Consider the following 22752-nt stretch of genomic DNA (forward strand, 5'->3'; position numbering starts at 1 on the left):
ACCGGGATGTGTCGCAAAACGGAAATGTCAACGGTTGCGATCAGTGTCTGTAGCAGGGCCGTTGGGTATACTCAAAGCTCAGCTACGCTTCCTGCTACGGTTGCCGGCCGGATAGTTCCATCGACGGCCCAGACCGCAGCAGTGAGACAGTACCGGCCGGTGAAAACCCGGTTCAGTCGCCCAAAGATGCGCGGACGGCCCTTGGAGGAATAATGTCGCACATCCTGTTATTGACGAACAGCACCGGCTCATCGGTAGACATCCTGCCTGCCCTTGAACTGCTGAACCACCGCGTGCACATCCTCGCCGCCGAACCCACCGCACTGCTCGAAACCGATCCCTGCGACATTGTGCTGCTCGACGCCCGCAAGGATCTGGTGGGCGCCCGTTCCCTGACCCAGCTCCTGAAGGCCACGGGCCTGAGCGCACCGCTCGTCCTGATCCTGACCGAGGGCGGCATGGCCGCGGTTTCCTCGGCCTGGGCCGTTGACGACATCGTGCTGGATTCAGCCGGGCCTGCCGAGGTGGAGGCCCGCATCAGGCTGTCCGTGGCACGCGCCGTTCCGGACACCGACGACGCCCCTTCCGAAATCCGGGCCGCCGGCGTCGTCATCGATGAGGCGAGCTACACGGCCCGCGTCAACGGCGCCCCGCTGAACCTGACCTTCAAGGAGTTCGAACTCCTGAAGTACCTTGCCCAGCACCCGGGACGCGTATTCACCCGCCAGCAGCTGCTGACCGAGGTCTGGGGCTATGACTACTACGGCGGCACACGCACCGTTGACGTCCACGTCCGGCGCCTTCGCGCCAAGCTTGGCGCGGACCACGAAAACCTGATCAGCACCGTGCGGAACGTGGGTTACCGGCTCACCCTGGTGCGGCAGCAGGAAGACGAGCTCACGGAAGCCTGAGCCTGAAAACACTTCAACACAACAGCCCCGGACCACTGGTCCGGGGCTGTTATTCGTTGTGGAGGACATACGGGTCGAACGTATCGAGGCCACCCCACTGGTGGATCCCCCTCGCATCCGGCGTTGTGTGTTGCTCGCGCCCGATCGGATATCGACTATACGGTCCAGCCACGCACCTATCAAATCGGCACAGCCCCGCCCCGGGCGTATAGCCTAGCTTCATGACCCCAGCACATCCGGAGAAATGGCCCGTCCTCATTGTCAGGGGCGGTGTGGATGACCAGTTGCTGAAGGACTTCAGGGGACTCCTGTCCGCTGCGGAGGAATCCGACGGGAATCCCTCGCTCTCGGAGCAGACGGTAGTCACACTCCGCGCGGGGGATTCATCGGATCACTCCCTCCTGAGCCTGGCACTCTATGCTCCGGATGAGGATTCGGATCCCATGTCGGGACAGGACCTGGCCGGCTTCGCGGTAGTGGTTGAAGAGTCCGACGGCGACGGGGTGCTGGAGATCGCTGTCCATCCGAGTTACCGGAACCAGGGGGTGGCCGACCGCCTGGTGGGTGCCCTGAAAACGGCACGTGGCCTGGACGGCCTGAAGGCCTGGTCCCATGGCAACCACGAGGCCGCCGCGGATCTTGCCGCCCGGTACGGCTTTGGCCCGGTCCGGGAGTTGTGGAAGATGCGGCTGGCGACTGCCTCCTCGGACCTTCCCGACGCCGGGCTCCCGGACGGCGTTTCGCTGCGGGCTTTTGTGCCGGGCCAGGACGAGGACGCCTGGCTGGCGGCGAACCGTGAGGCCTTCGCCCACCACCCTGAGCAGGGCGGGATGACCCGCTCCGACCTGGAGGCCAGAATGGCCGAAGACTGGTTTGACCCGGCAGGTTTCCTGCTGGCGGTGGACGGGTCCGGCCGGCTGCTGGGTTATCACTGGACCAAGGTCCACCCCCGGCACGGTGGCCACCCGGCGATCGGTGAGGTCTACGTCGTCGGCGTCTCCCCCACGGCGCAGGGAATGGGCCTCGGCAAAGCGCTGACGGTCGCCGGCATCCGCCATCTCCAGAACCTGGGCCTCCACGCAGTCATGCTTTATGTCGACGCCGACAACGCCCCGGCAGTACGGCTGTACCAAAGCCTCGGCTTTACGCGGTGGGACATGGATGTGATGTACGGGCCGGTCACGCCGGGTTAGTCCAATCGACTGACGCACGGCTTCCGCCGCCTGAAACCTAGGGGTCTGCGCCGCTGAATGATTGTAAGGTTGAAACAGAACCGCGCCGGCCGTGAAAGCCAGCATTCAGCGCCAGGTAAGAGGAGAACCCATGAAACCGGAACCCGCCGGAACAGTCACGTCCGAAGGCTCCGCACTGCCTGTTCGGGCCCGTTTTGGTTCTTCGGAAGTTCCTGCGTCGCGCGCCACGCAGGACCGGATCGACATCCCCGAGTTCGCTCCCAACCTTGAGCCTGACGGCGATATCCGGCCGGACCGGTTCCTGGACCGCGAGCTGAGCTGGCTGTCCTTCAACTCCCGCGTGCTGGAACTTGCCGAGGACCCCACGCTCCACCTGCTGGAGCGGGTCAGCTTCCTGTCCATCTTCGCCTCCAACCTGGACGAGTTCTTTATGGTCCGCGTGGCCGGACTGAAGCGGCGCATCGCCACGGGGCTGGCTGTGCCCTCCCCCGCCGGCCTCAGCCCGGTGGAAGTCCTGGAAAAAATCGGCGAGGAAGCCCACCGGCTCCAGCAGCGCCACGCCCAGGTCTTCGCGGAGCAGATCCGCCCGGCGCTGGCGTACGAGCACATCCACGTTATGCACTGGGACGAACTGGACGACGCCGCGAAGCAGCAGCTCAGCGCCATGTTCGCCGAGAAGGTCTTCCCCATCCTGACGCCGCTGGCCGTGGACCCTGCGCACCCCTTCCCTTACATTTCCGGGCTGTCACTGAACCTGGCTGTGGTGGTGCGCAACCCCGTCAGCGACAAGGAGCTCTTCGCCCGCGTCAAGGTCCCTGACCAGCTTCCCAGGCTGATCTCCATCGACGGACCGCGTGCCGGCGCCGTTGCGGGCAGGGTCGCCCGGTTCATCGCCCTCGAAGAAGTCATTGCGGTGCACCTGGACAAGCTCTTCGCCGGGATGGAAGTCCTGGAACACCACATCTTCCGCGTCACCCGGAATGAGGACGTGGAAGTGGAGGAGGACGACGCCGAGAACCTCCTGCAGGCGCTGGAGAAGGAACTGCTGCGCCGCCGGTTTGGCCCGCCCGTCCGCCTTGAGGTCACCAACGACATCAATCCGAACATCCGTGCCCTGCTGATCCGCGAGCTCGGCGTGGAAGAGTCCGAGGTGTACTCCGTCCCTGCGCCGCTGGACCTCCGTGGCCTGTCCGTGATTGCTGGCATCGACCGGGCGGACCTGCACTACCCCAAGCATGTGCCGCACACCTCCCGGTACCTCAACGAGTCCGAGACGTCCAAGGCAGCCAATGTTTTCGCCGCCATGCGCCGCCGGGACATCCTGCTCCACCACCCCTACGACTCCTTCTCCACGTCGGTCCAGGCCTTCCTGGAACAGGCGGCCGCGGACCCGAAGGTCCAGGCCATCAAGCAGACCCTGTACCGCACTTCGGGCGATTCGCCCATCGTGGATGCCCTGATCGATGCCGCCGAAGCCGGCAAGCAGGTCCTGGCCCTGGTGGAGATCAAGGCCCGGTTCGATGAGCAGGCGAACATCTCCTGGGCACGGAAGCTGGAGCAGGCTGGTGTGCACGTGGTTTACGGCATCGTGGGCCTTAAGACCCACTGCAAGCTTTCACTGGTGGTCCGGCAGGAGGTGGACGGGCTTCGCCGCTATTGCCACATCGGCACCGGAAACTACCACCCGCGGACCGCCCGCTACTACGAGGACCTCGGCCTGCTGACCGCGAACGACCAAGTGGGTGAGGACCTATCCAAGCTGTTCAACCAGCTCTCCGGATACGCGCCCAAGTCCACGTTCAAGCGTTTGCTCGTGGCTCCCAGGTCAGTCCGCTCCGGGCTCATTGACCGCATCGAGACGGAAATCCGCAACGCCCGCGCAGGCCTGTCCGCCCGCGTCCAGATCAAGGTCAACTCGATGGTGGACGAGGCGATCATCGATTCCCTGTACCGTGCGTCGCAGGCGGGCGTGAAAGTGGACGTCATAGTCCGCGGCATCTGCTCGCTGCGTCCCGGCGTGCCGGGCCTGAGCGAGAACATCACAGTGCGTTCCGTGCTGGGACGGTTCCTGGAACACTCCCGCGTGTTCGCCTTCGCGAACGGTGGGGACCCGGTGGTTTACATCGGCTCCGCCGACATGATGCACCGCAACCTGGACCGCAGGGTCGAGGCACTGGTGCAGCTTGCCAGCCCCGATGACATCACCTACGTCCTGGACCTGCTGCGCCGCTACATGGACCCGGAGACGGCGAGCTGGCACCTGGACAACCAGGGCGACTGGAGCCGGCACCACATCGCCGACGACGGCACGCACCTCGACGACGTCCAGTCCTGGCTGCTTGCATCGAGGCCGCGCCAGCGCTCCTTGAGCCGCCGGTAGGGCAGCGGTGTTGGCAAGCGATACACCGGTAGCAGACCAGACAGACCATCCCGGTGAGCCGGTGGCGGTCACCGCTGCCGGGGCACTGCCCTGGCGGATAAACAAGGACCGGCTGGAGGTCCTGCTGATCCACCGGCCACGGTACGACGACTGGTCCTGGCCCAAGGGAAAGATTGACGCCGGCGAGACCATTCCCGAGTGTGCCGTCCGCGAGATCCAGGAGGAGATCGGGCTCACCGCCCAGCTTGGCATCCCGCTTCCGCCGATCCACTATCACGTGGCGTCAGGCCTGAAAGTGGTCCATTACTGGGCAGTCCAGGTGAACGGTGCAACCCTGCGGCCGGACGGCAAGGAGGTTGACAGCGTGATGTGGTGCGCCCCGGAAAAGGCTGCCGAGCTGCTGTCCAACCCGTCCGACGTCGCCCCCCTCGAATACCTCCGGGAGGCACACGAGCGCCACGAACTGGCCACGTGGCCGCTGATTGTGGTGCGGCACGCCAAAGCCAAGCCGCGCTCATCCTGGACCAAGGCCGAAGGAGAGCGGCCCCTGGCCGCCACCGGGATCAGGCAGGCCCAGGCGGTAGGGCGCCTGCTGCAGGTCTGGAAGCCGCAAAAGGTGGTCAGCAGTCCGTGGCTTCGCTGTGTTGCCACCATCGCGCCCTATGCCAAGGCCACAGACGCAAAAATCAAGCTGGCGGACGCCCTGACGGAACACCGCCACGCCCGGAACCCGAAGAAAACCGCTGCCGTGGTGTCCGCCCTGATGGACAAACAGCGCGGGGTTGCCGTCTGCACGCACCGGCCCGCACTGCCCACCGTCCTGGACCAGCTGGGCAAGACCATGCCATCCCGGCTGCGCGGACTCCTGCCGACGTCCGATCCCTACCTGGCGCCGGGAGAGATCCTGGTATTCCACGTCGCCCACCGCAGCAAGCAGCGGATCGTCGCCGTGGAACAGTTCAAACCGTTTGACGACTAGGACTTAACACCGGCCCAGGCGTGCCGCGCATTGACCCCGGAGGCTTTGTATCAAATACTTGATACATTGACGCACCGTCTGGGGGATAGAGTGCCGAACGACAGTCTCGAAATTGCCATCCACAACGTTCCGCCCTTGGCCCTGCTGGGGCCCTTCCTGTTGGCAGCAGGCCTATACCTGCTGCTGCGGTGGGTGATCCGGGCACCCGCTGGGGGAACCACTGCCGTCACGGTGTCCCAGCATTCGCTGTGGATCGGCGTGATCGGCTGGCTCGCAAGCTCCCTGCAGACCGCGGGAAGTGCGGGCATCCTTCCCGCCGGGAGCACCACTCCCCCGCTTGCCACCCCCTTAAGCATCCTGGTTGCTTTGGCCTGGCCCATCCTCGGCTGCCTCGCCGTCCATGCCATCGGGCAGTTGAGCTATCCGGGGCCGCAGCGTCCGCGCAGGCTGGCAACGTTGGAGGTCCGCCGCGTCCGGGACTTCCTGCCACGCGCCCTGGGGTGGACAGTGCTGGCGATCTTCGCTGCCTCGGCACTTCACATCGGCTGGGTTGCCACCCTCCCCGGGTATGAGGCCGTCCCGTTCACCGGCCAGGAGCACGACCAGGGCTTCAGCCGGATCGGCGGGGACGGACGGATCCAGGGTTCCGTCCTCGCGGCCTGCCTGGGCGCCGGCTGGCTTGCGCTGGCCCTGGGCACCGTCCTGGTGCTGAATCTCATCAGCCGCCGGAGGCAGCTCGAGGCCCTGGACGCGGCGGAGAACGACCTGCTGCGGACCATCGCCATGAACAGGCTCCTGCGGACGGTCGCAACCATCGCCGCAGGACTTGCCGCAATAGGGGGAAACTTCGCAGCACGGCCTGACCCCTCAGCCAACGTCACCAGCTGGACCAACCCTGCGGGATTGGCGGCATTCGTGGTGCTGCTGCTCATGTGGGCGTGGGCGCCGCCCAAACTGCCCAGCGCGCAGGTGGGAGGCGGCGTGGGAATGGTGGAGCCTCCGGCCGCCGCACACCCGGCGACGCGCCTCTCCGTTTCGCTCGGGGCAGCCATGGGGCTCGCACCGCTCATCGCCGGCGCGGTGGGGTTCTTTTTTCCCGGCCTTCGGGCGCAGCCGGTGGTCCTGGTTGCGCTGATGGCTGCCGCCCTGCTGCTCGTGGCGGCTGCGGGCGAGCTCCTGCTGCACCGCAACTATGGCTCCACCGAAGTGCCCAGGACGTGGCCGCGGCAGGCGGTCAGCCCGGCCCTGCTGACCACGGCGATCGCCGCCGTCGCGCTTTTCATGGCGGTCACGGTGGTGGCTGCCGCGGGTGAACTGCAGCTGCGCCAGTCCGGGCGCAACGCGTCCGGAAGCTGGGTGGCCGCAATCCTGGTCGCCGTGGCCGTGGCAGCAACCGCCTGCCTGCCAGTGGCCGCGGCCAGGATGCGCCGCGGCATCGCGACCGGCGTCCCCGGCCTCGACGCAGCGCTGCGGGCGATCCTGGTCCACCGTGTGGTGCGGACCGTTGCCGCGTACTGCGTGGCCCAAAGCGGGGTGTTGCTCATAACGGCCAGTAACGCCTTGCCGCCGCTGCTGGGGCTGCCTGCGTCGTCCTCCACCTGGCAGCCGGCGGCCATCGCAGGGGCCGCGCTCGCGGTTGCCGGGGTTGTCATTACCGTTATCCCGGTCAGGGGATTCGCCCGGGTTCCTGCAGCCCCGGTGCAGTCCGTGCCGGAAGGGTCCCGGTGAACGCCGGAATCTTCGTGGACCTGCGGTCGGCAACCCCGCCGTATGAGCAGATCCGCTCCCAGGTCAGCTCCCTGATTGCCACCGGCGCACTCCCGCTGGGCAGCCGGCTGCCCACAGTCCGCAGCCTTGCGGCCGATCTTGGCATCGCGGCCGGGACAGTCGCCCGGGCCTACAAGGAGCTTGAGGCGGCCGGCCTCATTGAATCCCGACGGCGGAACGGCACCGTCGTGGCGCACTCGGCGCCGGGCGGGGAGGGGCTCACACGCGGCACCGTGCCGGAAGCGGTGACTGCCGCCGTCGACCTCCTGGTCAGTGCCGGCCGGGACGCCCGGCTCAGCGATGAACTGCTGCTGGACCTGGTCCGTGGGAAGCTGCGGAAGGGCTGACGGTCTGGCCCTGGCGTTTTTCGGCTCACCGCGATGTCGCCGGCGGCCTCGGGCAGACCTCCCCGGTAGACTTTAGCCGTGAGCATTCCTACGCCTTATGAAGACCTCCTGCGCGATGTCATGGCCCATGGCACGCACAAATCCGACCGTACGGGGACGGGCACCACCAGCGTGTTCGGCCGGCAGATCCGCTTCGACCTGGCCAGGAGCTTCCCGCTGATCACCACTAAACGCGTGCATTTCAAGTCCGTGGCGGTGGAGCTGCTGTGGTTCCTGCGCGGTGAATCAAATGTGAAGTGGATGCAGGACCAGGGTGTGACCATCTGGAATGAATGGGCTGACGCCGAAGGCGAGCTCGGCCCCGTCTACGGCGTCCAGTGGCGCAGCTGGCCCACGCCGGACGGCGGCCATATCGACCAGATCGCCGAGCTTGTGGAGAACCTCAGGTCCAACCCTGACTCACGCCGGCACATCGTGTCTGCGTGGAACGTCTCGGAGCTCAAGGACATGGCGCTGCCGCCATGCCACGCCTTCTTCCAGTTCTACGTCGCAGACGGCAAGCTGTCCTGCCAGCTGTACCAGCGCTCGGCGGACATGTTCCTGGGAGTTCCCTTCAACATTGCCTCCTACGCCCTGCTCACCCACATGGTGGCCCAGCAGGCCGGCCTGGACGTTGGCGAATTTGTCTGGACCGGCGGGGACGTCCACATCTACGAGAACCACATGGACCAGGTCCTCAAGCAGTTGGACCGCGAACCGTACGAGTACCCGCAACTGCTGATCACCCGGAAGCCGGCGTCGATTTTCGACTACACGCTGGAGGACTTCGAAGTGGTCGGCTACCAGCACCACCCGACGATTAAGGCTCCGATCGCCGTATGAGCACCGAGAACACAGCAGATGCCAAAGCTTTTACAGAGGAACTTGCCGGGTCCGTCACCGGCGTTGGTTTGGTGTGGGCGCAGACGTCCGGCGGTGTGATCGGCAAGGACGGCGACATGCCCTGGAACCTGCCCGAGGACCTGTTGCACTTCAACCGGCTCACCATGGGACACCCGGTGATCATGGGCCGCAAGACATGGCTGTCGTTCCCGGACAAGTACCGTCCGCTCCCGGGCCGGACCAACATCGTCATTACCCGGCAGAAAGGCTGGGGCGAGTCGCCCGAGGCGGAGGGCGCCGTCGTGGTTCCCTCCCTGGATGACGCCCTCCTGGAGTCGCAGTTCGTCGACGGCGGCGAGACGGTGTGGATCCTGGGTGGCGGCGAGGTGTTCCGCCAGTCCACGGATCTTGCCAACGTGGCCGTGGTCACCACCATCGATGTGGAGGCCGACGGCGACACGTTCGCTCCCGAGCTGGGCGAAACCTGGGAGGCGGCCACCGCCGTTCCCCCGGACGGCTGGCTCACCGCCGCCAACGGGACGAAGTACAGATTCACCAAATGGGTACGGACGGCGGGCTGAGATGCTGAAGAAACCGGAGACGCTTTTTGTCCTGGGCTACATGCTGCTGCCGCTGCTTGCCCTCTTGTCCGCCATCGTTGGCCTGACCATGATCCTGGGCGGCAACAAGATCTCCGGAGCGATTGTGCTCGTGGTGGTGACGCAGGTGTTCGCGTTCGGGGCCTTCTACGCCTTGCGGCTCCGTAAAGCCGCAGTGGTGAAGGAAAGCGACCGCAGCTGACGCATCCTGGCTTGGGGCGGATGGGGAGGACAGCCCATCGCAGCCCCGCCGTGCCGATACTAGACCGCCCCTATTACTACGCCACGGGGATGGAACGGACCGTGTACGCCTATACGCAGGAAGAATGGGCATCGGCGGGTCGCAGCCGTCCGGCAACTACTCGGTTCACACCACAACGGGCCTGTACATCTTCACGATCCTGATGACGATTCCCGCCATCGTGGCGCCCCTGGTCCTGATTATCGGCGTAGCCAGCCTCAGCATCCTTCTTGCCCTCCTCCGGGAATGCAATTACCCGCGAAAATTTCCCCGACAGCACCGCGTCCGTTCCCCGGTGAAACAAATTAGGGCTGACCGCCGTACTCCATCCACCACCGGCGTGACGTAACCGACTGCGTCCTGCCGGTTCGGAAGTCTAAACTGTACGAATGACTACAGCAGCTACTCCGTCCGTTGGACTTGTCGGTTGGCGTGGCATGGTCGGTTCCGTCCTGATGCAGCGCATGCAGGACGAGGGCGACTTCGCCAGCATCAACCCGGTGTTTTTCTCCACCTCGAACGCAGGAGGTGCCGCCCCGTCCTTTGCTGATGGGGCCGGCAAGCTCGAGGACGCGTTCGACGTCGACACCCTGGCTAAGCTGCCCATTATTGTTACCGCCCAGGGCGGGGACTACACCAAGCGCGTCCACACCGAGCTGCGGAGCCGCGGCTGGGACGGCCTCTGGATCGACGCCGCCTCCACCCTGCGCATGAACGACGACTCCATCATCGTGCTGGACCCGATCAACCGCGACGTCATCGACAAGGGCCTGGTCAACGGCACGAGGGACTTCATCGGCGGCAACTGCACGGTGTCCTGCATGCTGATGGGACTTGGCGGGCTGTTCAAGAACGGCCTCGTTGAATGGGGCACGTCCATGACCTACCAGGCTGCCTCCGGCGGCGGCGCCCGGCACATGCGCGAACTGCTCAGCCAGTTCGGCACGCTCAACGCCGAAGTGAGCTCGGAGCTGGACGACCCGGCGTCGGCCATCCTGGAAATCGACCGCAAGGTCCTGGCCCACCAGCGGACCGGCATCGACGCCACCCAGTTCGGCGTGCCGCTCGCCGGCTCCCTGATCCCCTGGATCGATGCCGACCTCGGCAACGGCCAGTCCAAGGAAGAGTGGAAGGCCGGGGTTGAGACCAACAAGATCCTGGGCACCTCGGAAGAGAACCGCGTCATCATGGACGGCCTCTGCATCCGGATCGGTGCCATGCGCTCCCACTCCCAGGCCCTCACCCTGAAACTTCGTGAGGACCTTTCCGTGGCTGAGATCGAAAAGATCGTGGCCGGGGACAACGAGTGGGCCAAGGTCATCCCGAACACCAAGGAAGATTCCATGGCCGGCCTCACCCCTGTGGCCGCCTCCGGCACTTTGGACATCCCCGTGGGCCGGATCCGCAAGATGGAGATGGGCCCGGAATACATCAGCGCGTTCACCGTGGGTGACCAGCTGCTGTGGGGCGCCGCCGAGCCGCTGCGCCGCATGCTCAACATCGCCACCGGGAACCTGTAGCCCGAAACGTACGTCAGCGGCCCTGCCCCGCATGAACGGTGCTACCCAGCACCGCTCGTGTGGGGCAGGGCCGCTTTTGTTTCATAAAGGCGGCACCCGTCCGCGCAGGAACCGGGACCGGTCCATCATGGACAGCACCCGCCGTCGCACTTCGGCAGGGCAGGCCAGATGCTTCCATTCAAGCCGCAGGACCAGCCAGCCTTCTTCCACCAGCGCGTTCTCGCGCCGCCGCTCGGCGAGCAGCACTTCCTCGGTGGGTTTGTAGTCGGTGTATTTTCCGCTGCCGTCAAACTCGATCACCACCCGCGTCTTTGGATCGGCGAAGTCTGCGCGGAAACGGCCGATCGGCGTCGGGATTTCAAACTGCGGAATGAACATCAGCAGGCCAAATGACCGCAGCAGCAGCCTGGTCCGGGTCTCCCCCACCGATTCCGACCGGCCGTCCAGGACACCCAACAGGTCCGCGGCACGCCGGCTCCCGCGTTTGGCCGGGCTCCGGTCCAGCATTTGACGCATGCTCTCGACCGTGGCTCCCTTGCGCAGCGCATGGTCTCCGATCACTGCGGCCTGTTCCAGCGGCAAGATGAGTGCACAGTCCAGGACAGTCCGTTCAATGCTGGTGGTCAGGATCTCCCTGCCGTCCGGGGTCCAAAGCGTTGCCAGTTCCGAAGATGGAAGGTCCGCCCGGTGGGTCCGGACGTCTCTTCCAGCACTTCTCAGGGAGTTCGCGTACTGCGTGGTGACGTGGATCCGGGGCCCGGCCTCCCAGACGTGGCATTCATGGAGCCTGGCAGCACTGACATGGCTGTAGCGGGAGAATCCTCCGGTGGACTCAAAGTGCGCCTGAATCAGCAAGGCGTCCCGGGTCCAGGGTTCAGCAACTTGCCAGTAGCCACTCCGGACATAGGCCCCCCGCCGAAGCCGGAGGAGGATTCCGCTCCGGATTGCAGCCGTCAGGACCCGTTCATCCAGCCCGGCCGCGCCCAGCTGCCGGGTCGAAGCGACCGGAGCTGCTGGCCAGCATGCGTCCACGAGGGCGTGGATCTTGTCGACGTTCATCGTCCAAGGCTCGTTGACCGCCGGTGGCCCCGGTAGCGGGGAGGCGTTCTATGTGGAAAAGGCCGGCTTCGTCCCCGGGTACCCCGGCTCGATGCGGCCTTCAGCGGCCCTGGCCCGCATAAGCGGCGCTGCCCAGCACCGCTCGTGCGGGGAACGGCCGCTCATGCGGGGAGCGGCCTCGCCCGTCAGCGTGCAAGGAACGCCAGGTACTGTGCGGCGGCTTTGTCGTAAGCGGCTCTGGCCCCGGCGCCCAGGGGCTTGGCTTCGTCAAAGAGTTCGGGCACGACGGCGGCGCTCCGGCCTTTGCCCGCTGCCGCCCAGGTGCCGATCACCGCTCCCCCGGCCACGATGGTCTTCTTAAACACGCCGTTCCCGCCGGGGACGATTTTGTTGGCATGCTCCGGCGCCAACACCAGGCTCCGGTCCTGGTACCCGAGCAGAAACTCGTCAAACCCGGGCAAGAGGAGGACGGACCGCTGCCCGGGCACACCGTCGTCGAGCAGTGATGCGGTTTCCGGTGACATCCAGTAGCTCGTGCCGCCGAGTTCCAGCTCCACAAGCTGTCCGCTGACCTGTTCAAACGCCGGGCGCACATCGGTCAGGGGAATCTGCGTCCACCACGCAAAGTCACGGATTGTGGCCGGGCCGTGGCTGCGGAAGTAGCGCAGGGCAAACTCGGCGATCCCCTCCTGCCGCCCAAGTTGCCGCGAAACCGGGATCCACTCATCGAAGGCCACCAGCCGTTGCTGATTGCCGGCGAGCGGTCCCTGGACCAGCCACCCGTGGCGGCACAAGGTCCCCAGGATGTGGATCCCGCGCTGGCCCGTCGTGGGCTGCCCGGCAGCGTCAAAGACAGCGAACAGCTCAGCCCTGCTAAGGGACCCGCCACCTGAGACGTGCTCCAGCGCAATGTCGCGGCACTTTTCGATGTCGGTCCACGTAATGTCCAGCTCCCGGTGCCTGCCCGCAATGCTGCGCGTGAGCCGCTCGGCGGTGAGGCCAAGCATCCAGCGCAGATCCTCCGGTGCCACCAGGTGCAGAGTTCCCCGCATTGGCCAGGACCGGACCACGCTGCCGCTGTCCAGTGCTGCCCGAACGTCCATCAGCCCCGCACCCGGAACCCGGAGGCCCACGGCCCACAGCGCCGCCTGCAGATCCTGGGCCTGGGACGCCGTCATCCAGCGCACGGCGTCCGGGACGGATCCCAGCCCGGTCCCCAGCAGTCCCTGTGAGGCGAGCCGGAGCCGCCCCATAACGGTGGGGCTTACGCGTTTTGATGACGTTCCTGCCATGCCCTCATCCTAGGTTCTCGACGAACTCCCCAACACGGTTGAACACCTGCGGTTGGTTCAGGGCTGCCGGGGTTGGTCCTGGCCCCGGGGCCTGGCCGCTAGGGTAGAACCATGACTTTGGGGAGTTTGTGGCGGTTGTTCGCGCGCGAAACAAAAAGATGGATGGTGGGAGGGACCGTTTCGGTCCTGGTTGGTGTGGCGGTGGGACTTCCGGCCGTCACCGGATTCCCGGCAAACGGGGAATCAGAACTTGCCCTGCTGCTCCTGTCCCTCGCCTGCAGCCTGGGCGGAGGTTACGCCGTCCTGTTTCCCGGAATCCGCGTCAGCGGAGGGGATCTCCTCATCTACCGCGACTGGAAGCACCATCCCCTCAGCGGGAAAGTCCTGTGGATCCTGTCCCACGCCGTGGCCGTCGCCGGCCTGGTGGCGTGCATCCGTGCCGGCGGTGGGAATCCGTCCCTGCCGGGACTTCTGGTCTGGCTCTTCATGGGCCCCTACCTCGCCCTGACCGGCTGGGCCACGGCAGTGCTCGGGACGGCGGCGAACCTCCGCCTTGCAGACGGTGAACACGGCCGCAACGGTGATGCCGGCCAACCAGCGGACACTAAAGCGCCAGGCCAATAAGCAGCGGTTCCGGGTGCAGCTCAATGCCAAATCGCTTGACGACGCCGGAGCGCACCTCGCGCGCCACTGCCACCATGTCGCCGGCGCTGGCAGAGCCGCGGTTGGTGATTGCCAGTGTGTGTTTGGTGGACAGGGAGGCCCGCCCGCCGGACACACTGCCTTCCTCCAGCCCGTAGCCTTTACGGAAGCCCGCCTGGTCGATGAGCCAGGCCGCGGACAGTTTCACCAGCCCGTCGGCGCCGGCCGGGTACCGCGGCGCTGACTCCGGCAGCCGTCCTGCCACGTCCGCCGGAACAATGGGGTTGGTGAAGAACGAGCCGGTGGAATAGGTGTCCCGGTCGGCGGGGTCCAGCACCATGCCCTTGGAGGCACGCAGGCGGAGCACCTCCCGGCGGACATCGGTGGAATAGGCACGTTTGCCGGGGTCCACACCCAGGGAGCGGGCCAGCTCTGAGTAACGGATGGGGGCGCTCATCCGGCCCAGCGGCAACTGGAATTCAACGGTCAGCACAATATAGCGCGGGGAGCCGTTCACAGTGGTCTGCTTAAGGATGGAATCGCGGTAGCCGAACTTCAACTCTGAGTTGGTGAACGTTTTGACTGCGTTCCGGGTCCGGTCCCAGGTCCGTACCGCGGCGATGGTCTGCGACACATCAGCGCCGTAGGCCCCCACGTTCTGGACCGGCGTGGCGCCCGTGGCGCCTGGGATGCCGGCGAGGGCCTCGATCCCGGACCAGGCGTGCAGCACCGCGTGCTCCACCAGGGCATCCCAGTTATGACCTGCCTGGACCACCACGGACACCCCGCCGCATGAGTCTTCGGCGTTGACGGTGAACCCCTCGGAAGCGATCCGGACCACGGTGCCGGGGAACCCGTCGTCGGAAATCAGGAGGTTGGAGCCGCCGCCGATAAGCAGCAGCGGCTCCCCGGCATCGTCCGCGGACCGGACAGCCTCGATGATCTCCGCCTCGGTCCGGGCCTCAACGAACTTGCCGGCTGGGCCTCCGACGGCGGCCGTAGTCAGGGCAGAAAGCAATGTGTGGGTCACCCATCAACCCTAGCTCAGCGGAACGGTCCGGAACTTTGTTGCTCAGCTCAGCCTGACGACGGCCTGCGCCTTCATCAGCACTTTCTGGCCGGCCGAGACTACGGTGAGGTCAACGCGGGCGGTGCCGGCATCGGCGTCGAGCTTTCCAATGGCGCCGCTGACCTCGATGGTGGCCCCGGGCTCCGGGGTCCCGGTGGTGTCCGCCACCAGCACTGGCTTGGTGAAGCGGGTCTGGAAGTCGACGACGGCGGCGGGGTCGCCCGCCCAGTCGGTCACCAGCTGCACCGCCGCACCCATGGTGAACATGCCGTGCGCGATAACGCCCGGCAGTTCCACGCCGGTGGCGAAGGCCTCGTTCCAGTGGATGGGGTTGAAATCGCCGGAGGCGCCAGCGTACTTGACCAGGTCCGTGCGGCTGACCTCGACCGTGCGGCTGCCGATATCCTGGCCGGCTGTGAGTTCGTTGAACGTGGGGCTCATGGTTACTGTCCCTCTCCGCGGACCAGGATGGATGACGTGGTGGTGGCGACGCTCTCACGCGAGTCATCAGCTGCAAGGGCAAAAATCTCCTGGCGGGTGGTGATCATGGCGCCGCCGCCCATGGCGCGGACGCCGTCAACGTGGAGTTCCGCCACCAGCCGGTCGCCGGCGAAGATGGGGCGGTGGTGGGTGAACCGCTGGTCGGCGTGGACCACGCGGGAAAAGTCGATGCCGGACTCGGGATCTTCGATCAGCTGTGCGTCGGCGCGCTGCGCGACGATGATGGCGAACGTGGGCGGCGCCACCAGGTCGGTGTGGCCCAGGGCCTTGGCCGCGTCGACGTCGAAGTGGGCAGGGTGCGTGGCCTTGACGGCGCGGGCGAACTCGCGGATCTTCTCGCGGCCGACGTCGTATACCTCTGCGGCAGGGTAACTGCGGCCCTGCAGGTCCGGATTGATAGTCATGGCTTCAAGCCTATCGCCAGCCCGGCAACGGACAGAAAAGAGTCGGCGCCGCGGGGTCAGCGCCGCAGCTTCTTCCGGATGGCCTGGCCACGGACCACAATACCGGCGATGTGCAACAGGAGGCCGAGCCCGATCAGCGGCAATGACGCGGTCGCCAGGCCCTGGTTTCCCGTGGTGTTGCCGACGAGGTTCAGGATGATTCCGACGCCGATCAGCCCCATGGCGGTGAAGACCATGACTTTGTAGGCGGTGGGCGCGGTGTTCCAGAATTCGTTCAGCACCGTCCAAGTCTACCGAGCACGCTCAGAACAGTGATTCCTGCACGGCGGGCACGTCCGAGGCGAAGTCGCCCAGCACGATGGTCCGGGCAGCCAGCCGGCCAAGGTTCACCACGAAGGCAGCGTCCGTTCCGTCCAGCCTGGCGAGGGCGTTCGTCCCGCTGAGCGCCGTGATTCCGAAGCCGTGCCGCCCGCCGTCGAGCGCGTGCGGGTAGGCGTGGCGCGGCGTGGACCCGCAGAGGCCGGAGGCCTGCGCGGGCCGGACCCATTGCTCATCGACAGTGCTGAAACCTTCGACGGCGGCGCCAGCCAGCAGCGCCCGGACCGCGGCTGCGTGGCGGGCATTCAGGGCATCCAGGCCGGGTCCCGGCAAGGGCTGCACGAGGGCTTCCGCCTTCGCGGCGGAACGGACCTGCTGGGTAAGTCCGGCTTCCGCGGAGACCAGGTCCTCGAGAATCCGCACCACCCGACCGTCCTGCGCCTTGGCGACGTACCTGGCCACCACGGCGCCCTGCTCCGCGAGCCGGTTCCATTTCCTCAGGTGGGACGCCGTTCCCACTTTGCTGGCGCCGCTGGCGAACGTGGCAACGTAGAGCCAGTGCTGCTGCATGAGGTAGGTCCGCAGGCCCGCCGGCACGCGGCCGCCGCGGTGGAAGTCATGGATGAGCCTGGAGTCGTCCAGCACAAAACAGCGCTCGCACTGCTTGCCCCTGGCAGCCGGTGCGGCTGCCGGACAAGGCGCGTGGTCGCGGCGGGACTCCGAGTGGACTTTGTGGTGGCCCAGGCAGAACCTTCCGCCGGCGGCCACCTGGAAGCCGAGCCTCGCACCCGGGTGGAGACTGACCTCCCGGAAGGTGCCGGAAGGCGACTGGAGGCGCAGAACGGGGCTGCCGCCGTCGTGCTCCAAACCCGCGGCCGGCTCCCCGTCCCAAAAGACCCCGTGCACCAGATAGCGGGTATCGGTCACGGGGTCTCCTGAACTGGACTGGTGCGGCTAGAGCGCCGGCTGCACGCCAAAAGCTACCGCGAGCTTCATGATCTTCTCGGCACGGCCCAGGCGGGGCAGGTCCGAGCCGTCACGGATGACGCGGCCGTTGGCCTCGAAGTCAGCCATGAAGTCGGTGGCCCACGCGACGTCCGACGGCGTGGGGCTGATGACCTCGTTGATGATGGCCGTCTGGTCGATGGCGAGGCAGAGCTTGCCCGTCATGCCCATCATGACGGTGACGGCTGTCTGCTCGCGGAGGATGGGGTGGTTGGTGCCCACGGTGGGTCCGTCGATGGGGCCGGGCAGGTTGCCGACGCGGCTGGCGACCACCAGCTTGGCGCGGGGGTAGGCCATGGCTTCCTGGGTGGCGGCCATACCGGTGTCGCGGCGGAAATCACCGGAACCGAAGGCAAGGCGGAAGGCGCCCTGTGCCTTGGCGATGTTGTTGGCTTCCTCGATGCCCAGGGCGGATTCCACCAGCGGGATGACCGGCGTTTTACCGTCCATCCGGTGGAAGCTCTCGGTGACCTGGTCAGCGGACTCGGTCTTGGCCAGCATTATGCCCAGGAGGCCGGGCGTGCCGCGCAGGCCGGCGAGGTCGTCTGCCCAGAACGGACTCGTGGCATCGTTGATCCGGACCCAGGCCTTGCCGCCGCCGGAGAGCCAGTCCACCACGTGGCCGCGGGCGCGGTCTTTCTGCGACGGGTCAACAGCGTCCTCGATGTCGAGGATGATCGAGTCGGCGCGCGAGATGGCCGACTGGTCAAAAAGCTCCGTTTTCATGGCATTGACGAGAAGCCACGAACGGGCGATCTCTGCGGGGATATTGCGTTCCGGCCGTACGGTCTCGGTGGCGGTGGTTGACGTCATGTATCTACCGTATCCGCCCCGCAACCGGCACGCCGCAGAAAACGGCCAGCATGTGAGGATCAATACGAACTAAACGGGATATGTCCTGCGCCTGCGTGAAAGTAGGTAGCAGCAGGTGTCCCTATGAGCCCTCATAACGACATCTGCTGCTACCTGGTTGGGGCGGGTCAGGGGATGTTGCTGCCCCGCGCGGTGACCCACAGCCCGTACCACTCGGCCCGCGTCATGGCTTCCGCCACCCGGGCGGCGTCCGCGCACGCTGCGATCCTGGCGGGATTTACGGTGCCGATCACGGGCGCGATGCCCGCGGGGTGCTTCATCAGCCAGCCCAGGAGGACGGACTCGCCAGTGGTGTTGTGCTCCCGTGCCAGCTCCCCCACCATCACGGCAGTGGCAGCCTCGTCCGCCGTCGGGTCTTCCGGCCCCGCACCGGTGTATAGCCCGCGGGCCAGCGCACCGTAGGCCTGCAGGGTAACGCCGTGGCGGGTGCAGTACTCCAGCGTCCCGTGCGGAAACCCGTGATCCAGCGACTCGGCGTGGTTGACCAGGACCGTGCTCTCCAGCCAGGCGCGCTTCAGCAGGCTCATCTCCAGCTGGTTGGCCACGACGGGCACCTCAAGCCGGTCCTGCAGCGCCTGGATCTGTGCGCCGGACATGTTGGACACGCCCAGCGCCCGCACCTTGCCTTCGGCCAGCAACTGCCCGACGGCGGCCGCCACCTCGGCAACGTCCGCGAGCGGATCGGGGCGGTGCAGCAGGAGCACATCCACGAAGTCCGTCTGCAGCCTCTTCAGGCTGCCGTCGACCCGCTCCAGGATGGACTCCCGGCTGAGGTCATAGTGCGTAGCCAGGCCGCGCTCATTGAGCCGGATCCCGCACTTGGTCTGCAGCCGGATCCGCTCGCGCAGGCCGGGCGTTGCCGCGAGTACCTCACCGAACACGGCCTCGGACTTGCCGCTGCGGTAGATGTCCGCGTGGTCGAACAGCGTGATCCCGGCGGCCAGCGCAGCGTCGACGGCGGCAGCGGCCTCATCCACATGGCCGGCGCCATGGGGCTCGTCGGACCAGCTGCCGCCCAGGCCCATGCATCCGTAGATGAGTTCCTGCGCGGACGGTGGAACGTGGTGTTCAGTCATTGCGTCACTCTTTCATGAGTCCCGGCAGACGCACAGGTGGCGGGGCCCCGCCGGGCCCCGCCACCTGTGCTTGCTCTTGAGTTAGGTCAGCGCAGCCATGCGGTGGCGTTGGCGCCCAGCTTGCCGTCCTCCAGCGGGGAGCTGGTGACCAGGACAGTTCCTGCCGGAAGTTCGACGGCGGTGTCCCCGAAGTTGGTGATCGACTGCCAGCCGCCCGGGCGGCGGAAGTGCAGGACCTCGGGGTTGCCGGTCTCCACCCATTCCAGCTTTTCGTCGGCCTGCAGTTCCCGGCGCAGCTTCAGGGCCTTGCGGTACAGCTCCAGGGTGGAGTTTTCCGTGCCGTCCTGTGCCTCAACCGCGTACTTGCTGAACCAGTCCGGCTGCGGAAGGTGCGCGCCGCCGTCGCCGAAGCCGAAGGAGGTTCCTTCAACCTTCCAGGGCAGCGGAACCCGGCAGCCGTCGCGGCCCACCTCAACTCCCTTGTTCCGGAAGAAGGACGGGTCCTGGCGTTCGGCGTCGGGAATTTCCGCCACTTCCTGCAGGCCCAGTTCCTCGCCCTGGTAGAGGTAGGCGGAACCGGGAACCGCGAGCATCAGCAGGGTGGCGGCGCGGGCACGGCGCTCGCCGAGCTCCACATCCAGGTCCTCCTTGGGGCCGCCCGCCAGCAGCCAGTCCTTGCCGTCCTGGCCCTTTGCGTGCTTCTTTCCGGCGGCCGTCTGCGGCAGGCCATACCGCGTGGCGTGCCGGACGACGTCGTGGTTGGAGAAAACCCAGGTGGAGGACGCACCGGTGGCGGCGGCTTCGGCAAGGTTGTGCGTGATGACTTCGCGGAAATCGTCGGCGTTGAAATCGGCCTGGAGCAGGTCGAAGTTGAACGCCTGGCCGAGGCCCTGGGGGCTGGCGTAGCGGGCTCGGCGGGTGGCGTGCACCCAGGCTTCGGCAACGGCGGTGCGCGGCGGGTTGTATTCGTTGAACACCTCGCGCCATTCCGCGTAGATGTCATGCACCTCGTCGCGGTCCCAGAAGGGGTGCGAGCCGTCGTCGAACCCGTCGGTGCCTGTATTGGCCGCGCTGAGTTCCAGCTTGGAGAGCAGCGGTTCGGTGAGGTCCTTGGTGAGGGCGTGGGCCACGTCCACGCGGAACCCGTCCACGCCACGGTCGGACCAGAATCGCAGGGTCTTGAGGAAGTCGTCGCGGACCTCGCGGCTGGACCAGTTCAGGTCCGGCTGCTCCTTCGCAAAGATGTGCATGTACCACTGGCCGGGGGTGCCGTCAGGCTCGGTGATGCGTTCCCACGCGGGTCCGCCGAATACGGAGTCCCAGTCCGACGGCGGGAACTCGCCGTTCGGCCCTTTGCCGTCGCGGAAGATATAGCGCTCACGAGCGGCGGAGCCCTTCGGCGAGGCGAGTGCTTCCTTGAACCACTCGTGCCGGTTCGAGGAGTGGTTGGGGACGATGTCGGCGATCAGCTTGATGCCGGCGGCGTGCAGCGCCGTGGACATCTCGTCGAAATCCGCCAGGGTTCCCAGCTTGGGGTCCACGTCGCGGTAGTCGTCCACGTCGTAGCCGCCGTCGGCCAGGGCCGAGGGGTAGAAGGGGCTCAGCCACACGGCGTCGATCCCCAGTTCCTTCAGGTACGGGACCTTGGCCGTGATGCCCTTGATGTCACCGATGCCGTCGCCGTTGGAGTCGGCGAAGCTGCGCGGGTAGATCTGGTAGACCGCAGCCTGGCGCCACCAGTTGGGATCGGCCAGGCGGTCAGAATCGGACAGGGTTGCCAGAGTGGCAGTGGTGGACAAAGGATGATCCTTTTCTCTTGTTTGATTTGTTGTTGCCGGGTGGATTGTTCTGGCTATTTCACGGCCCCGCGCATTACTCCGGACAGTACCCAACGCTGGGCGAGGATGTAAACCACCAGGGTGGGTGCCATGGCCATCAGGTAGGACGCGAACGCGAGGCTGTAGTTGGTGTTGAATTCGCCCTGGAACAGCATCTGCACCACCGGAAGGGTCTGCAGCGCCGGGTCCGCGATCATCATCTGCGGCAGCAGGAAGTCGTTCCACGAGCCCAGGAAGGCGAAGATGCCCACCGTGGCGTTCATGGGAGCCAGGAGCGGGAAGATGATCTTGCGGAACACCTGCCAGGTGGTGGCGCCGTCCATCCGCGCCGATTCCTCAAGTTCCACCGGGATGGAACGGACGAAGGCGATGTACAGCAGCGCGTTGAACGAAATACCGCCCAGCACGTGCAGGAAGACGACGCCGGCAGGGTTGTCCAGGCCAAGGAGTGCAGTCTGCTTGATCAGGGGCAGGATGATGACCGGAAACGGGATGAACATGGCCGAGAGCAGGTACACAAAGGAACCGCGGAAGAACCGGTGGTTCCAGTTCCGTGCGATGGCGTAGGCCACCAGCGAGCTGCAGGCCAGCGAGCCCAGGACGCTGAAGACCGTGACAAAGGCCGTGGACATGAACGCTCGCGGGAAGTTGGTGGCCACATACGCTGCGGCGAAGTTCTCCCAGTTCATCGGGGTGGGCCAGGCAAGCCCGGTCCCGGTGCCGATCTGGTCCGGCGACTTCAGTGCCATGGCCACGGTGAAGTACAGCGGAAGCAGGACGGTCAGGGATGCCACGAGCATCAGGGCCGTGAGCCACCAGTTGATCTTGAAGCCTTCACGGCCGGACGTGCGGCTCCTGGCAGGGGCCTTGGTGGCAGGGAGCGAAGGGCGGGTCAGTGTCGATGAAGCCATTAGAGAGATACCCCCCGGCGCTGGATGAGGCGCAGCTGGATGACGGAGATCAGCAAGGTGATCAGGAAGTAGATGACGGCATTGGCCATCTGGTAGGAGTAGTCCCCGCCCGTGAAGCCGGAGAAGATGCGCATGGCCACTGACTGGGTTGCCATGCCAGGCCCGCCTCCGGTGAGTCCCACGATGATCTCGTAGGTCCCCAGGAATCCCTTGAAGCCGAGGATGACGTTGATCACGAGGTAGCCAAGGATGAGGGGCAGCGTGAGGTTGAGGAACTGGCGGAAGCTTCCGGCCCCGTCCAGGTCTGCGGCTTCGTAGATTTCGGCTGGGACACTCTGCAGGCCGGCGAGGTAGATGATGGTGGCGCCGGGCGCCGCCTGCCACACCGTGACCAGGACGATGGCCAGCCAGGCCAGGTTTTCGTTGGCCAGGATGCTGGTGGCCAGCGGGGTGAATCCGAACCTCTCAGCCAGGACCGGAAGCGTGTTCGAGAACAGGTAGTTGAACACGAAGGACACGATAAGGGCCGAAAGCACCATGGGGATGAAGAATACGGTGCGGATCCCGGTGCGCCACTTGATCTTCGCGTTGAGGCCCAGGGCGATGGCCAGGGCCACGATGTTGACCACCACGGTGGTGGTCAGGGCAAAGACGAATGTGAAGATGTACGACTGCAGGACGGCGGGGTCCTTGAAGATGTTGACGTAGTTGGAGAGCCCGATGAACTTCCAGTCGCCGTAGCCGGCGTAGTTGGTCAGGCTGAAGAACACACCCACCAGGGCGGGGAGGGTGATGAAGAAGGCGAAGAGTGCCAGGACCGGCACCACCATCCAGTAGTAGGTGGGGTCGATGCGGCGCCTGGACCGGATCACCGGCGAATCGGCGAAGTCTGCGCGCGGGGACGGGGCTGCCTCGGCCGCCAGGGAAGTTGTGGTCATGGGGGCT

General features: G+C 66.1%; 24 protein-coding genes. 12 read left to right on the top strand and 12 right to left on the bottom strand.

The genetic code is table 11. The annotated features are described in order from the left end of the window. The first annotated feature begins 212 nt into the window (after positions 1–212). The 11 genes from AU175_RS19190 (at position 213) to asd (ending at position 10819) form a co-directional block, all read left to right on the top strand. The gene (locus AU175_RS19190) at positions 213–911 is read left to right on the top strand and encodes a winged helix-turn-helix transcriptional regulator (RefSeq protein WP_066293374.1); all 699 of its coding nucleotides are present in this window, start codon (positions 213–215) and stop codon (positions 909–911) included. A 221-nt stretch (positions 912–1132) separates the two neighbouring features. Further along, positions 1133–2104, top strand: a complete 972-nt coding sequence (gene mshD, locus AU175_RS19195; protein ID WP_066293377.1) for a mycothiol synthase — start codon at positions 1133–1135, stop codon at positions 2102–2104. Positions 2105–2234: 130 nt separating this feature from the next. Continuing rightward, complete coding sequence (locus AU175_RS19200; protein ID WP_066293382.1) at positions 2235–4484, top strand: RNA degradosome polyphosphate kinase; 2250 nt, start codon at positions 2235–2237, stop codon at positions 4482–4484. Positions 4485–4494: 10 nt separating this feature from the next. Further along, complete coding sequence (locus tag AU175_RS19205) at positions 4495–5463, top strand: NUDIX hydrolase (protein ID WP_066294487.1); 969 nt, start codon at positions 4495–4497, stop codon at positions 5461–5463. Positions 5464–5553: 90 nt separating this feature from the next. Beyond that, positions 5554–7191 (top strand): hypothetical protein, encoded by a 1638-nt coding sequence (locus tag AU175_RS19210; RefSeq protein ID WP_231938654.1) that lies wholly within the window; start codon positions 5554–5556, stop codon positions 7189–7191. Continuing rightward, the gene (locus AU175_RS19215; protein ID WP_066293385.1) at positions 7188–7577 is read left to right on the top strand and encodes a GntR family transcriptional regulator; all 390 of its coding nucleotides are present in this window, start codon (positions 7188–7190) and stop codon (positions 7575–7577) included. Before AU175_RS19210 ends, AU175_RS19215 begins: the two co-directional genes overlap by 4 nt. Positions 7578–7655: 78 nt before the next feature. Further along, positions 7656–8459 (top strand): thymidylate synthase, encoded by an 804-nt coding sequence (locus AU175_RS19220; RefSeq protein WP_066293387.1) that lies wholly within the window; start codon positions 7656–7658, stop codon positions 8457–8459. Continuing rightward, the gene (locus AU175_RS19225) at positions 8456–9040 is read left to right on the top strand and encodes a dihydrofolate reductase (protein ID WP_066293390.1); all 585 of its coding nucleotides are present in this window, start codon (positions 8456–8458) and stop codon (positions 9038–9040) included. Before AU175_RS19220 ends, AU175_RS19225 begins: the two co-directional genes overlap by 4 nt. Position 9041: 1 nt before the next feature. Then, a complete protein-coding gene (locus tag AU175_RS19230; protein WP_066293400.1) occupies positions 9042–9260 on the top strand; it encodes an NF038396 family protein in 219 nt (72 codons plus the stop codon). Positions 9261–9384: 124 nt separating this feature from the next. After that, a complete protein-coding gene (locus AU175_RS19235) occupies positions 9385–9648 on the top strand; it encodes a hypothetical protein (protein ID WP_066293402.1) in 264 nt (87 codons plus the stop codon). Between the two features lie 40 nt (positions 9649–9688). Next, positions 9689–10819 carry an aspartate-semialdehyde dehydrogenase gene (gene asd, locus AU175_RS19240; protein WP_066293405.1) on the top strand — a complete coding sequence of 377 codons (1131 nt, stop codon included), beginning with the start codon at positions 9689–9691 and terminating at the stop codon, positions 10817–10819. A gap of 81 nt (positions 10820–10900) precedes the next feature. On the opposite strand, the gene AU175_RS19245 is transcribed toward asd, so the two are convergent. Together AU175_RS19245 and AU175_RS19250 are read right to left on the bottom strand one after the other, a co-directional pair. Continuing rightward, complete coding sequence (locus tag AU175_RS19245; protein WP_082979287.1) at positions 10901–11878, bottom strand: type IV toxin-antitoxin system AbiEi family antitoxin domain-containing protein; 978 nt, start codon at positions 11876–11878, stop codon at positions 10901–10903. 185 nt (positions 11879–12063) lie between these two features. Next, positions 12064–13170, bottom strand: a complete 1107-nt coding sequence (locus tag AU175_RS19250; protein WP_066293410.1) for a winged helix DNA-binding domain-containing protein — start codon at positions 13168–13170, stop codon at positions 12064–12066. A 111-nt stretch (positions 13171–13281) separates the two neighbouring features. On the opposite strand from AU175_RS19250, the gene AU175_RS19255 reads away from it, so the two are divergent. Further along, positions 13282–13794 (top strand): hypothetical protein, encoded by a 513-nt coding sequence (locus AU175_RS19255; protein ID WP_156642472.1) that lies wholly within the window; start codon positions 13282–13284, stop codon positions 13792–13794. Here AU175_RS19255 and AU175_RS19260 read toward each other — a convergent pair. The 10 genes from AU175_RS19260 to AU175_RS19305 form a co-directional block, all read right to left on the bottom strand. Beyond that, entirely contained in the window at positions 13775–14842 is a 1068-nt protein-coding gene (locus AU175_RS19260) for a UDP-N-acetylmuramate dehydrogenase (RefSeq protein ID WP_066293414.1), read from the bottom strand. The two genes, AU175_RS19255 and AU175_RS19260, sit on opposite strands and share 20 nt — an antisense overlap. A 42-nt stretch (positions 14843–14884) precedes the next feature. Further along, on the bottom strand, positions 14885–15322 hold the full coding sequence (locus AU175_RS19265) for a MaoC family dehydratase (RefSeq protein WP_066293415.1): 438 nt from the start codon (positions 15320–15322) through the stop codon (positions 14885–14887). A gap of 2 nt (positions 15323–15324) precedes the next feature. Then, positions 15325–15786 (bottom strand): FAS1-like dehydratase domain-containing protein, encoded by a 462-nt coding sequence (locus AU175_RS19270; RefSeq protein WP_066293416.1) that lies wholly within the window; start codon positions 15784–15786, stop codon positions 15325–15327. 56 nt (positions 15787–15842) lie between these two features. Beyond that, positions 15843–16067 carry a DUF3188 domain-containing protein gene (locus tag AU175_RS19275; RefSeq protein WP_066293423.1) on the bottom strand — a complete coding sequence of 75 codons (225 nt, stop codon included), beginning with the start codon at positions 16065–16067 and terminating at the stop codon, positions 15843–15845. 22 nt (positions 16068–16089) lie between these two features. Further along, positions 16090–17031 (bottom strand): DUF2797 domain-containing protein, encoded by a 942-nt coding sequence (locus AU175_RS19280; protein ID WP_082979288.1) that lies wholly within the window; start codon positions 17029–17031, stop codon positions 16090–16092. A 27-nt stretch (positions 17032–17058) separates the two neighbouring features. Further along, complete coding sequence (locus tag AU175_RS19285; protein WP_066293425.1) at positions 17059–17922, bottom strand: HpcH/HpaI aldolase/citrate lyase family protein; 864 nt, start codon at positions 17920–17922, stop codon at positions 17059–17061. A 167-nt stretch (positions 17923–18089) separates the two neighbouring features. After that, positions 18090–19058 carry an aldo/keto reductase gene (locus AU175_RS19290; protein ID WP_066293428.1) on the bottom strand — a complete coding sequence of 323 codons (969 nt, stop codon included), beginning with the start codon at positions 19056–19058 and terminating at the stop codon, positions 18090–18092. Between the two features lie 86 nt (positions 19059–19144). After that, entirely contained in the window at positions 19145–20857 is a 1713-nt protein-coding gene (locus tag AU175_RS19295) for a glycoside hydrolase family 13 protein (RefSeq protein ID WP_066293432.1), read from the bottom strand. Between the two features lie 53 nt (positions 20858–20910). Continuing rightward, entirely contained in the window at positions 20911–21807 is an 897-nt protein-coding gene (locus AU175_RS19300) for a carbohydrate ABC transporter permease (RefSeq protein WP_066293434.1), read from the bottom strand. After that, entirely contained in the window at positions 21807–22745 is a 939-nt protein-coding gene (locus AU175_RS19305) for a carbohydrate ABC transporter permease (RefSeq protein WP_066293437.1), read from the bottom strand. The genes AU175_RS19300 and AU175_RS19305 overlap by 1 nt, the downstream gene beginning before the upstream one ends. Between the last annotated feature and the right edge of the window lie 7 nt (positions 22746–22752).

It is taken from the genome of Arthrobacter sp. B6, assembly GCF_001663775.1.
GTDB lineage: Bacteria > Actinomycetota > Actinomycetes > Actinomycetales > Micrococcaceae > Arthrobacter.